The organism is Clostridium sp. AM54-37XD (genome assembly GCF_003478225.1).
In the GTDB taxonomy this organism is placed as follows: Bacteria; Bacillota; Clostridia; order Lachnospirales; family Lachnospiraceae; genus Coprococcus; species Coprococcus ammoniilyticus.
Window position 1 is genome coordinate 74126 of sequence record NZ_QUEV01000001.1, and the last position, 13123, is coordinate 87248.

A 13123-nucleotide genomic window follows, 5' to 3' on the forward strand; every position below is an offset into this window, starting at 1 on the left:
TAGGCTTTGTCTTATCAATTACAAATGCAGCCTCATCCTCTGTTACATTTCCAAATGCATCCGTAACTGTAACCTCAGATTATAAATTCCCTGTGCATTCCGTTTCACTGTATAGGTTCCGCTCGTTCCCTTCATTGTGAAAGTGTCATCTGCATCACCATTTGTATCTTTATTCTTATCGGAAACCACGATCTCGTGTGTTTCGGCAAACTGTTCTTCTACTGCTATGTCAAATGCGATATCTTTATTGTAATAACCGTCATTTGTCTGCTCCAGCCGTGGTGTGATCGTTACCTTCGGCTTTGTTGCATCTACCTTGAAGCGGGAACCTGCTACATCGTATGAAACCTTATTGCCTGCCTTATCCGTTCCTGTTACCTTGAAGTAATAGGAGCAGGCTTTTCCCTTCTTCTGACCGCAATATGCAGAAGCCTCCAGTGTCTTGCCATCCACCTTCTTGATCGCCAGCTTCTTCTGTGTATATTTGCTTTCATCAAAGCATTTGTAATACTCTGTGATCTGGAAATCCTTCAACAGCAGCTTCTGATTATCTGTAACTGTGATCTTCACATTTGTACCCTGTGTCAGACCATTCTCCGGTACACCTTCAATTGTCGCTACCGGGCTTTCCTTATCGATCACAAACTTAATATCTCTTACATAGTTTACATTTCCAAATGCATCCACTGCCTTGATCGTCAGGTTATATACACCAGGTGTTTTTCTCTTTACTGTGTAAGTTCCGGTTGTCTCATTCAGAACGTATGTCTCATCTTCGTCTCCATTCACGTCCTTGTTCTTATCACTTACTGTGATCTTCGTTTTTAATGGAAACTGCTCTGTTACTGTGAACTTGAAGCTTACGTTCTTGTTGTAGTAACCATCATTCTCAGAATCCGGATAGCGATCCAGCACGATATCCGGAAGTGTGGAATCGACCTTGAATCTGGAATCATTGATTTCATATTCCACATCATTTCCGGCTCTGTCTTTACCGGTTACCTTAAATACATAAGAACATGCCTTGCCGCTCTTCTGTCCGCAGTATGCAGATGCCTCTAATTCCTTTGCACCTACCTGCTTGATCTTGAGTTCCTTCTCAATGTATTCTGTACCATCAAAATATTTATAACACTCAACGACTTTAAAGCTTTCCGGATCCAGTCTCTCATTATCTGTGATCACGACACGGATCGTTGTACCGGTTGACTTCTTGTCATCCGGAACACCTTCAATCTCGACCAGAGGCTTCTCTGTATCGATCGTGAACCGGATATCGGATACTGTTGCTGCATTTCCGGATGCATCTACTGCTACAACCGTCCATTTATACCGGTCAGCCTTTGATACAGTGAAACCAAATGTTTTCTGCTTTACATCTTTATAAGAAAATGTCTTATATGCTTTTGCAGCATAATCGGCTTCTGATTTGCAGTTCTTATAGTCGTCTGTATTTAACACATATACATTTGCGCCAAGTTCAAACTGCTCTGCCACTGTAATATTGAATCTGACCTTGTCATTATAATACTTTGTTCCGGTACCCGCGATTGCCGGTTCTACCGTTACTTCCGGTTTATATGGATCATAATAGAAGGTCTTGCTTCTCTTTTCTGAGCTGTTGCCGGATCTATCAGTTGCACTTACCGCAATGTAATATTTCATTGGCTTTCCATCAATAACCTTACAGTTTTTGATCGTAGCTGTAACTGTCTGATCCGAGCTGTTCTTTGCTGTGATGATCTCTTCACCCTTTACTCCGGCACCTGTCGTTGCATCATAGTCGTAAGTTTCATACACTACCTTCACAACCACATCGGAAGCTGCAATGCCATAATCATCTGCTGCCTTAACAGTAATCGTCTGTGTACCATCATTTTTATAAACACCACTTACCGGAATACCGGAGAAGCTGATATCTGCCAGTTCATTGTCGATAACAAAGGTACATTTTGCAGTCTTTGTGTTGCCAACCTCATCATATGCTGTTACTGTAACTTCATATACACCGGCTTTTTTGTAAATAAAGGATGCATTCATGGTCTGACCGATCGTTTCAGTCTCCAGATCCATCTTCTGCTCCTGATCTGCAACAGCCTTGCCGTCACAGGTTGCTGATGCAGTAATCCTGCTGATCAGAAAATTATCAGATGCAGACGCCTTTACTGTTACATCTGAACCATTCCAGTACTGCGTAAGCTTCAGACTGTTTGTGGATTCTTTATCTGCAATATCAACCGCTGGCTTTTCAGTATCAACCGCAAACCGGTATGCAACCCCATTTTCATTGGATTTTGTTGCAATATTTCCTGATTTATCACTGATATAGAATATGATCGTATAAATCTTATTCTCTTCAATTCCATTTGTTAATACAAGTGTTTTATCAAATGTTTTATCCCCATTCGCAGCTATATTTCCTGTAAGAATGGTATTTCCCACCTGATCTGTGACCTTGTAATCACCCAGTGAAAACGCATCCTCAGCCGTTATATGAATGGAAGGATCTTTACTGAAATAATAAATACCATCTGCTGATGCCTTTGCTCCGGCAAATTCCATTGCTGCTATTGATGGAGCTGTCTTGTCATATAACACCTGAATGGATGCATCCGTTGTGTTTGCATCTTCATTCGCAGCCACATAATGATGCTTTGATGTAAAGTGGAATGCATACACACCCTCTGTCGTCAGATCATAGGTCAGTGTAACGGTTTTCAGATTTCCATTTGCTGATATATCTGTTCTGGACGGTGCTACTTCAATACCGGCAGCAGACGCTGCGGAATCCGGAGCCTTTCTTGTTACCGTCTTTACAATATCATCGGCATCCAGATCCAGACCTGTTACTTTATATGTAACCGTTGTTGCACTTCCATTATGTCCGGCATATACCAGTGCCTGATCCTTTGCATCTATTGTTTTCCCCTCAGAGGAAACTGTCAAAGAATCCTGTAATGTTTCTTTATTCACATAAACGGTTACCGTTTTCTTTGTTATATTTCCCGCACAGTCATATGCGTCAAGTGTTACTTTATATACACCAGCATCCGGCAGTGACAGCTCATCTCCGGTCAATGTAACTTCCTCATCATTTACATAGACCTTTGTTTTAGCCGTATCGATCTGACTGTCAGCATCAGAAATCCGGAATATCAAAGTCTCTCCTGTCTTGGCTGTTACAGTATATTCTGCCTGATCCTGCAGTGATACACCACCATTTACCTGACTCAGGATAAGTGCCTGTGGTGCTTTTGGATCCAGATTAAATGTAATCTCTTTGGTACCGATCTGACCAAGGCGGTTTACTGCCTCATATAAGACTGTATGTTTTCCTGCTTTATCTGTCAGTTCGGAAATCGTAATATCATCATATATATAAGAATACTGATTTGCATCTGCTGATATATCTGTTACAGTTTCAATGATCTCACCATCAAGGCTGATCCTTGCCGTATCGATCGGTGCATAATCCTCAACTGCCGCTACTCCTGTCAGTTCTGCACCACTGAACCATGTATCTGCATCATATGTATAATTCTGGATCGAAATCGTTGCACTATCGTTTCCCTTTATGCCACGGAAAGAGCCCTTTGTAATTTCTGGTGCTTTTTCATCGATATATACAAATGATCCATTTTCATCAAATTTGTAAGTACCGATAGATTCATATATATGATCTGTGACTCTGAAGATTACTTTATAATCCGCACCTGCTACAGACGATTTCGGAATCAATACCGTTTTACTGCAGATACCGGTATCTCCATCTTTATCCATACATACCGACTGCCAGTTATTCATGGTCGTTCCATTCACAAAACAATATTCCAGATCCAGATCTGCAAAATTACTGTCGCCTATATCCTCAAGCGCCGATACCGTTACACGAATACCATCACCCTTTTTATTCAGGAACTCACCAAGTATCCCTTCCGTAATCTTTAATTCAGAATCTTCATCTACCGTTACATCCTGAATCCGGATATCTGAAGTATACCGGATCGTCACCGGAATAAATACCTTTTTTCCTTCCCTGCTATATGCTGTAAATACATATGATCCGGATTCCGGAACCTTTACATCAAAGGCTCCACCATCTTTACCGATTGGTATTTCTTTCTCATTTCCACCATTTAATGTATATGTAAGTTTAACAATATCCGCCGGATCTTCCGGTGTCTGTTTTATATATCCGTCAACCTGTTCCGTTCCATCTGACACATACCCCTTTACAGACACAACATCCCCTTTTTCAGCATAATAAAAACTATCTCCATTTTTATCATTTATCTGTGGAATGCTTTTATTTCCCGCCTCTGCTGAAATATGCATAGTTGGTCCAGCAACAGATAGATTATCCCCATTTTCAGCATTTTCTCCATATACACGTATTATCCCCGCAAATTCATAAGTATCCTTCTCATCTGCTGCTTTATACACTGCATACTGATATTCATCCTCTGAATCTGTGATCCGGATCTCCTCGATCTCCGAAGCCTGCTTTGTGGTCTTCTTATCAGATGCATCACAGGATGTTGCTATAATCTGCTTCTTATCAGATGCATCCAGTTCCTGCATCAGGTAGTCACCCTTAAATGTGACAGCAGTCTCTTCCGGAACAGAAATCTCAACCTCTTCTACACTGCCTGTCTTTACGCTTCCATCTTTATTTTTCTTATATGTAACTTTTTTGGGAATATACGTTTCAAGATTGATCACTTCTTTTGTATATTCGTCTTCTGCTTTCATTCCGATTCTGTTATCAATTACCACCAGTGATAACAGCATAACCGCCGTCATGACCAAAGCCACAAAACGATGTAAATATTTGTTTTTCTTCATTTTGGTCACTCCCTTCTATATCGATTCATCCGTATGAACTACAACAACATCAACTAACAGTGGGAATTTCTCAGCTTCTTCACCCTGTATATCGGTCTCACTACTGTCAGAAGCTTCTGTATCCATAGTGAGAACATCGGTTGCATCATCATCGGTGCTTAATACGTCTGTTGCATCACTGTCTGTACTTAAGACATCCGTTGCCGCATCTGCTTCATCCTCTGATGTCAGAATATCAGTCTCACGCTCATATTCATCATCCGCCCGAAGAACATCGGTCTCTTTTTCATAATCCTCCTCTGATCTCAGGACATCAGTTTCTTTCTCATAATCCTCTTCCGGTCTTAGGATGTCGGTTTCTTTTTCGTAATCCTCTTCCGGTCTCAGGATGTCGGTTTCTTTTTCGTAATCCTCTTCCGGTCTCAGGATATCGGTTGCTTTCTCAGAATCTGCTTCTTCCGGTCTGGTATGATGATGGCTTCTGCTCTTATTCAACTCATCCACAGCCTTCTTATATCTCTCATTTCCTTTCCTGGAAACTTCTTCGGATGCTGACTTGCCCTTGATATCACGCACCTCGATCTTACTGGTACTGCCCTTTGATTTGATCGCATCTTTTTTGGAAGCACCGCTTCCCTGTAAGCTTTCATAACCCTTTTCGCGGATCTCTTTGATCTGTTTTCTGGCTGTGCTTCCGGAAAGATCTCCGATCACCTTCGGGATATCCAGTTTTACAAATAATATAACTGCTATCACTGCAAAGACAACTGCAAGAGCTATACCGCCGAATAACATTACATTACATATCGTTTCATTCATTGTTATCACTCCTCACTCCCTGTCACTGCAGTATTTCCATTTATAATATCAGAAATTGCAGAGTTTACGATCAACGAGTTCCATTCATTATTACCACGGGAGACAAGAATATTGATCTTACTGCCCGCATCGTATACCGCTTTGATCTTCTGGATGCCATCCTGCTTCCAGCGTTTCGGATTGGATCCGTATTCTCCGGAATACCGGTCATACAGATATGTCAGATGACTGACATAAATATCGGCTGCATTATCAACCGTTCCCATGCTGCTCTCTGCGGAACTGTATACCTTTTCAGCCTGATCATAATAATCCTTATTGTCGCTGATCTTTTCAAGCGCTATGTAAGTTTCCGCTTCTTCCTTCATATATTTTACATATGATTTCTTTGTTGTATCCGGAAGATTTGGATCCGTGATATCGATACTTGCCAGATAACGGTTAAGTGAGTCGATTGCACTCAGATAATAGTTTTCCTTCTCTGCATCTACATTTGTATTCTTTGCCTGATAGGAATATACGGAATACAGGATTCTCGCATACTGTGCCGTGTAATATTTTACATTACGATCCTCCGGAAGTGCATTGGAAAGCGCTGTACTGTTTTCATCCAGCTTTTCGTTTGCCTCCGTCAGCAATGCAATCGTTCTCTGCGGCATATCTGCCGTATCACTTCCCAGATTATCAACATAGATAGAAGCGATATTCAGATAATTTACATATTTGCTTGGATTTGTATCTTCCAGTTCCTCACTGTTATAAGTTTCAAAATTAACCAGATTCTCTTTACTGTTTGCAAAATTGGAATTCTTCTTGATCTTATTCTCGCAAATTGCCGAATAGTATGCAGCCTGTGCTGTCTCATCCGGGAAGTTTGCCGAATCATTTACCTGATTAAAATACTGCATTGCAGCTTTGTAATCCTGGATTTCGTTGTAATAAATGATCGCAACCTCATAGACAACATCTGCATTTACCTTGTCAATATACTTGGTGACATAACGTGCACCTAATTTTGCTCCACTGTCCACGTTCTCGGACACAGTGTCAGTGTTCTGATCCATATCATAATAATATGCATACGTATCAAGAAGTCCCAGATAGGCATCTGAGGATGATTCATCCAGAGCAATTGCTTCTTTATAGATCTTGATTGCTCCATTTATATCATTATCCTGCAGCGCATCCTCTGCCTCCAGTATCTTGTTGCTGTAGTTCTTCTCCTTGATCTCATTCTTCTTTACCCCGCCAAAAATGGCACAGCCAACAGACAGAAGGGATAATCCTGCCATCACGCCAAATGTAACCAGCTTTTTCTTTGCCTTTGCTCTGTACTCATTGTCCAACTCATTGTAATGATCCAACGCATACAGAAGTTCTGAACAGGACTGATATCTGTCATTTGGATTTGACTGGCAGCACTTGATAATGATCTGCTCCAGACCAGATGAAAGCATTGGATTCCACTGACGGATCGGTTTAATCTCATATGGTGGCTCACATGGATTCTTTCCGGTTACCAGATGATACAGCGTCGCACCCAGATTATAAATATCCGTTCTGGCATCAGTATTATAGATACCATGTCCCTGCGCATCACCGAACTGCTCCGGTGCTGCATATCCTCTGGTACCCAGCGCTGTCGTATCTGCGTTATTTTCAATTATGTACTCTTTTGCTGTTCCAAAATCGATCAGCTTTACTGAACCATCCGGCTTTAACATAACATTGGATGGTTTCATATCTCTGTATATGATCGGTGGATTCATGGAGTGCAGATAATCAAGTGCACTGGCAAGCGCACGACCCCACTCAATTACATCGGACTGCTTCTGTGCACCCTCTGCCTTCAGAACTTCATTTAACGGCTTACCTTCTACGAAATCCATGATTACATAAATCGTTCCATTCTCATTTATGATATCAACGATTCGAGGCAATACCGGATGATCCACATTTTTCAGGATATTTGCTTCGCGCTCCAATCCTTTTAAAAGTGTTTCTACACTCTTGGAACCATCATTCTTTATCTCTTTTACAGCCCACTGTTTATTCAGACGGTTATCCATCGCCAGATAAACAATTGACATTCCACCCTGACCAACTTTTTTCAGTATTTCATATTTTCCATCTAATACTGTTCCTAATTCTGTCATCTTATCTCCCCACTACTCAGCCTTGACCAGCAATACTGTTATATTGTCTGTTTCCTTCCTGTACTTTACAAGATCTGTTAAAAAAATACAGCCCTCTTTCATCTTATCTTCATCTGGTGCTGCCAGCGGACTGAGTTTCGCCATAATCTCATCTCCGCTTATCTTATGTCTGAATCCATCCGAACATAACAAATAAGATGCATTCTGGGTAATATAACCTCTGATAAAATCAGGTTCCACTACCGGTGACGCGCCTACACACTGTAACAGTATGCTTCGTCTGCTATCTGTTTCTGCCTGCTCCGGGGTCAGTCTTCCTGCTGCGATCTCCCTTGCAACCAATGTCTGATCCTGTGTAAGCTGCTCCATTTTATCTGTCAACTCATATACCCGGCTGTCGCCCACATGTATAATATAATATCTGTCCTCATACATAAGAATGGCTGACAACGTGGTTCCGATCATAATTCCCCGGCTTTCACCATATGCTTTCAGCTTTTCATTCTCTGTTACAGCTATGCGATCCCACTGCTCCTTCAAGATCGCTGTATTAAATGTTCCTGTTCTGACCAGTTTTACAAAATCATGTTCAAACCAGCCACAATATGCATTTATGACCTCTTTGCTTGCAAGCTCTCCTTTTGCCAGTCCGCCCATGCCATCACAGATAATCGCAAAGGCAGCCTGTCCATTCGGAGTCTCTGCAATCTTGATTGCAAGAGAGTCCTGATTATTTTTCTTTTTTTATACCCACATCTGTGTGATATGCCGCTCTATATTTCATACGCTTCTCCTGATTATTATCCCCATATCCTTATCTGACAAAATAAATGAAACCTTCATCACCCAGAGAAACCTTTGCATTATTTGTCAAAAATACATTTTTCTGTCCAGCTATGTTCTGTCCATTCACAAATGTACCATTTGTGGAGGCATTATCTCTGATATAGCTGACACCATTCTTTCTCTCAATGATGCAGTGGATCCGGCTGACATCTGAATTGTCTGTTACTGTATAATCTGCTTTGGTTGCAGATCTTCCGATTGAAAATTCCGGTTTATTTATATATATTTTTTCATTTGTTGCTATTCTTAACAGATACGGCACTGGCACCTGAGGCTTCTTCTCCTCAACCGGCGGTACCGGTGCTGCTTCCGGTTTCTTCTCCGGCATCGGTGGTACCGGTGCTGCCTCCAGTTTCTTCTCCGGCATCGGTGGTACCGGCGCTGCCTCCGGTTTCTTCTCCGGCATTGATGGTGACGGACGATTTGGGATTGGCGGCACGATTGGTTTGCCATCCGGTCCCATCTGCATCGGCATTGGACGGTTCGGCATTGGCATTGGCCGTCCCGGCATTGGCTGTCCGTTCATTGGCTTGCCATCCGGTCCCATCTGCATTGGCATTGGCCGTCCCGGCATCGGCTGTCCGTTCATTGGCTTGCCATCCGGTCCCATCGCATTGGCATTGGCCGTCCCGGCATTGGCTGTCCATTCGGCATCGGTGGTACCTGACGGTTTGGCATTGGCGGCACCGATCCTCCGGCAGAAGCACCAGGCCGTACCATCTTTGCATTATTCTGCATAACACCAATACGGCTTACCTTGTCGTTTGCAGTTTTTTCTTCTTTTTTCTCTGTTTTTTTCTTTTCTTCCTCTATGTAGATTCCCATATCAATCAGAAGCTGATTGACAAATTCTTTCATATCACCAACTGAGAATGTTCCAAGTTTATTCGTAAATGTGATCAGTCTTGCTACATAATTATCCCGATCCATCTCAAAATAATGTGCATTACAGATAACATCTTTTACAAAATTGCGAACCTCATTCAAATCCGTGATCTCCTTATCGACACCTGCAACAATAAAATAAACATTCAGGCTCTCAGGAGCAACAAACACATACTGGATATCCTTGGCAACGTAGCTTAATGAGATCATGTTCATTCCAAATGCTTCCAGACCGCTTAAAAGGTTATACAGTAATGTCAGCATCTGCTTCTTGTTGATCTCTTTCTTGAGGAACTCGGTCAACTGCACCTTGTTGCCAATCTCATAAATAAATTCTCTCTGATTATCTTTCTCTTCCAGTCTGCACGGTATGATCTGTGGAAATTTTCCACTCACACCCTTATCTACCTTTTCATCAATAATATCAGTCTGATCCAGCACATATCTGCAGTTATATGTATCTCCCGTTTTTGTAAGTAATACTTTGTTCTTCTTCATGTCCCTCTCTCCATTCATGATCCGGAAATTCCAATACTGTCCGGATAATTATTTTCCATGTATACACCAAAAGCAGGTATTCCTACCTGCTCGTGTTCACCCGATCCGGGTGATAATATATATTAGCTTAATTTGAAAATGAAATCTTCTCCGCCGATTGTGATCGTCGCATCATTCTTAAGCTTAACTTCCTGACCTTCTTCCAGCTTCACGCCATCTACCAGTGTAGCATTTGTCGCTTTGTTATCCTTCAGGTAACAACCGTCATCTCTCTGATAAATGATCGCATGTACTCTGCTGATCGCACCGTTTCCGTCAATTGTGAAATCAACACCACGGTTTGCCTTACCAAGCTTAAATACTGCCTTATTTACCATAACACGTTCCTTTGTGTTTACACGGATAATATATGGCATTGCCTTCGGCACACCCGGTGCAGGTTTCTTCTCTTCCTCCGGTGTCTGATCCTGTACAACACTCATGCCACCTGTAAGTTCAACCGTTGTTCCGGTCGCTCCTGTTTCAGGCTCTTCCTTTTCTTCAACAGGAACCGGTGTTGTAAGGGTTTCAGGCTCTACTGCATCCGCCTCATCTACGTCACCCGCTCCCCGGATCTGCTCCGTTGGATTATCAATAACCTCATCATCCTCCATCTCAACAGAAGCCTTCTGAATGATCTTTGCACGGTTGATTCTTATGTTCTTCATAACCGGTGGTTTCTCGATCAGATTATCCAGATCCTGAGTATCGATCAATACCGGTTTTTCTTCCATCTTACTTTCAGCAGAAATCTCTGTCACACCCTCAGCAGTATGTGCAATCTCCTTGATATTAAATGCATGTGGCTTTTCTTCACCGATGTCCGCCAGATCAGCACCCGTCAGCATCTCTGTCATACCTTCTGACTCTTCTGCCTCCTCCGGTGTCTCTATCGGAATCTCTGTCGCAAGCTTAATATCTTCTGCCTCTGCTTCTTCTGTTTCCGGTTCTGCCTCATCATGAGCCGTTTCTTCTAACTCTGCATCTTCATCCAGTGTAAGCTCTTCCAGATTACTCTCATCGAACAGATCCATATTTACAGAATTCAGTGCGCTGTCAACATCTGCATTCAAATCCAGATCTTTGAAGATCGTATTCTCTTCTGTCGGTTCTTCCTCGTACATCTCAAGGCCATCATCGTCATCATCGTCAAATGATATATCCCTAAATTCCGGAAGATCATCCAGAGAGGTATCACCCTGTGGAATATCCACACCCTGAGAAACCTCCACGCCGGAATCTCCAACATCCATAAATTCTTCTTCTACCTGTAATCCGGCAGCCTCCATCAGCTCTGTGATCTGACTTACAAAACCACGGATCGTGAACTTCTCTACATTCAGCATATTTATTAGCTTAGCAACATAATTACAATCTTCATCGTCCGCATATGTTGCATTCAGAATCAGGCCTTTTACAAAAGCCTTAAATTCCGCATTTGCTGCCACATCCGATCCTACCGGAATACAGATCATCTTTACATCAAACGTTACAGGATTTACATATGTAAAATCCTTATTCAGAATAACATATGAAACAGGGATTCCCAGATCACGCATATTCATAATTCCTGATGCAACCCCTCTGATTATACCCAGCATCATCTCTGCATGTACCGTGCCTGAAAGGAGTGCTCCAACTGTTGTTCTGTCCGTTATATTGTATGTAAGATAATCATTCTCATCATCTTCTTCATAAATGATATCAATGAGTTCTGCAATTTTATTATCATCAAGGTAATCAAGCAACTCTTCATCCAGATCTGTCTCATCATCCAAAACATAAGACAAATACTTTTCAGAGCCTATATTTCTTACTTTGAAATTCACTTTTCTCATCAAACAATCCTCCTATCACACGTTCTGCTGTGCATATAAGGTAACAAATTATCCCATTGTTCATGCATACTCTATAAGTATATATAATTTCACCATATATCGCAAGTCTTTTTAAAAAGAAATCGGCAATCTGCCCAATACATTACTGCGTATTAATATGTTCATCATATGTGGATGAGAAGATATGGCTTCCATCTCCGGCATCACTGGTATGATAATACAGATAATCGTTCTCATCCGGATATAATACAGCCTCTATCGATGCCTGACCCGGATTGCAGATCGGTCCTACCGGAAGTCCGGCATTTTTATAAGTGTTGTATGGTGATTCGATCTCCAGATCATCATAAGTAACCTCTGACTTATCATACATTCCGTCTGTCAGAGGGTACAGAACCGTCGGACACATCTGAAGCATCATATCGATCTTTAAACGATTATAGATAACACCTGCAATGATTGGTCTCTCACTGTCAATCTTTGCTTCACGTTCCACGATTGATGCCATGATCAGGATCTGATAATCTGTATATCCAAGATCTGCTGCCCTAGCACTGTATTCTGAGGTATAAACGCTCCGGAATTTTTCCAGCATCGTATCAATCAGACTTGCCGCAGTCGTATCTTCATAAATATCATAGGTTGCCGGAAACAAATATCCCTGAGGTCGTACTTCGCACCATCTGTATTCATGTCTCCGGTACTGAACGGGATCTGATGATTTCCGTTCTTTACTTCATTCAGGAATTCCTCCGAGCTGCAAATATCCTGCTCCTCACATTTTGCTGCGATCTGTTCGATACTGTATCCTTCCGGTATCGTCAGTGTATCAACAACTTCCTTGACAGGTTCTACATAACAAAGTTCTTCTATCATCTCGAGTGTACTCATTCCGGTGTTCAGTGTAAATGTACCGGGCTGGATCCGTCCTCTGTATTCTGATTCTTTCACTCGTAATACAAATGCATATTCATACTTGATCAGTCCAGCGTCATGCAGGATCGCTGCCACCTTCTTTGACGATGCTCCTTCCGGAATCTCGATCGTTACATCTGTTCCCGATGTGCTCTCCGTCCCCTTGTACTCATCCATAAATCCATCATAGACATTTTTAATCTTTAATCCGCCTATCACAACAAGGGCAATAACGACGACCAATACAATAATTACCTTAATACCTTTTCCGTTCTTCACTCT

General features: G+C 41.9%; 9 protein-coding genes. All 9 read right to left on the minus strand.

Features of this window, described 5'->3' with window-relative positions:
- Positions 1-42: 42 nt before the first annotated feature.
- The 9 genes from DXA07_RS00365 to DXA07_RS13645 all read right to left on the minus strand — a co-directional run bounded on the left by DXA07_RS00365 (position 43) and on the right by DXA07_RS13645 (position 13120).
- Positions 43-4845 carry a hypothetical protein gene (locus DXA07_RS00365; RefSeq protein WP_118482836.1) on the minus strand — a complete coding sequence of 1601 codons (4803 nt, stop codon included), beginning with the start codon at positions 4843-4845 and terminating at the stop codon, positions 43-45.
- Positions 4846-4860: 15 nt separating this feature from the next.
- Complete coding sequence (locus DXA07_RS00370) at positions 4861-5664, minus strand: hypothetical protein (protein WP_117784639.1); 804 nt, start codon at positions 5662-5664, stop codon at positions 4861-4863.
- A 5-nt stretch (positions 5665-5669) separates the two neighbouring features.
- Entirely contained in the window at positions 5670-7820 is a 2151-nt protein-coding gene (locus DXA07_RS00375; protein WP_118482837.1) for a protein kinase, read from the minus strand.
- A 12-nt stretch (positions 7821-7832) separates the two neighbouring features.
- Positions 7833-8534 carry a PP2C family serine/threonine-protein phosphatase gene (locus DXA07_RS00380; protein WP_348980718.1) on the minus strand — a complete coding sequence of 234 codons (702 nt, stop codon included), beginning with the start codon at positions 8532-8534 and terminating at the stop codon, positions 7833-7835.
- Between the two features lie 100 nt (positions 8535-8634).
- The gene (locus DXA07_RS00385; protein ID WP_118482839.1) at positions 8635-9255 is read right to left on the minus strand and encodes an FHA domain-containing protein; all 621 of its coding nucleotides are present in this window, start codon (positions 9253-9255) and stop codon (positions 8635-8637) included.
- Entirely contained in the window at positions 9252-10049 is a 798-nt protein-coding gene (locus DXA07_RS00390; protein ID WP_118482841.1) for a DUF6382 domain-containing protein, read from the minus strand. The genes DXA07_RS00385 and DXA07_RS00390 overlap by 4 nt, the downstream gene beginning before the upstream one ends.
- Before the next feature lie 122 nt (positions 10050-10171).
- A complete protein-coding gene (locus tag DXA07_RS00395; RefSeq protein ID WP_118482843.1) occupies positions 10172-11926 on the minus strand; it encodes an FHA domain-containing protein in 1755 nt (584 codons plus the stop codon).
- 142 nt (positions 11927-12068) lie between these two features.
- The gene (gene mltG, locus DXA07_RS13640) at positions 12069-12581 is read right to left on the minus strand and encodes an endolytic transglycosylase MltG (RefSeq protein WP_118482845.1); all 513 of its coding nucleotides are present in this window, start codon (positions 12579-12581) and stop codon (positions 12069-12071) included.
- Positions 12530-13120 (minus strand): endolytic transglycosylase MltG, encoded by a 591-nt coding sequence (locus DXA07_RS13645; RefSeq protein ID WP_182427503.1) that lies wholly within the window; start codon positions 13118-13120, stop codon positions 12530-12532. The genes mltG and DXA07_RS13645 overlap by 52 nt, the downstream gene beginning before the upstream one ends.
- Positions 13121-13123 lie beyond the last annotated feature (3 nt).

Coding starts and splice junctions, on each gene's coding strand:
- DXA07_RS00365 (WP_118482836.1), bottom strand. CDS start 4,845: ATGAAGAAAAACAAATATTTACATCGTTTTGTGGCTTTGGTCATGACG.
- DXA07_RS00370 (WP_117784639.1), bottom strand. CDS start 5,664: ATGAATGAAACGATATGTAATGTAATGTTATTCGGCGGTATAGCTCTT.
- DXA07_RS00375 (WP_118482837.1), bottom strand. CDS start 7,820: ATGACAGAATTAGGAACAGTATTAGATGGAAAATATGAAATACTGAAA.
- DXA07_RS00385 (WP_118482839.1), bottom strand. CDS start 9,255: ATGAACGGACAGCCGATGCCGGGACGGCCAATGCCAATGCAGATGGGA.
- DXA07_RS00390 (WP_118482841.1), bottom strand. CDS start 10,049: ATGAAGAAGAACAAAGTATTACTTACAAAAACGGGAGATACATATAAC.
- DXA07_RS00395 (WP_118482843.1), bottom strand. CDS start 11,926: ATGAGAAAAGTGAATTTCAAAGTAAGAAATATAGGCTCTGAAAAGTAT.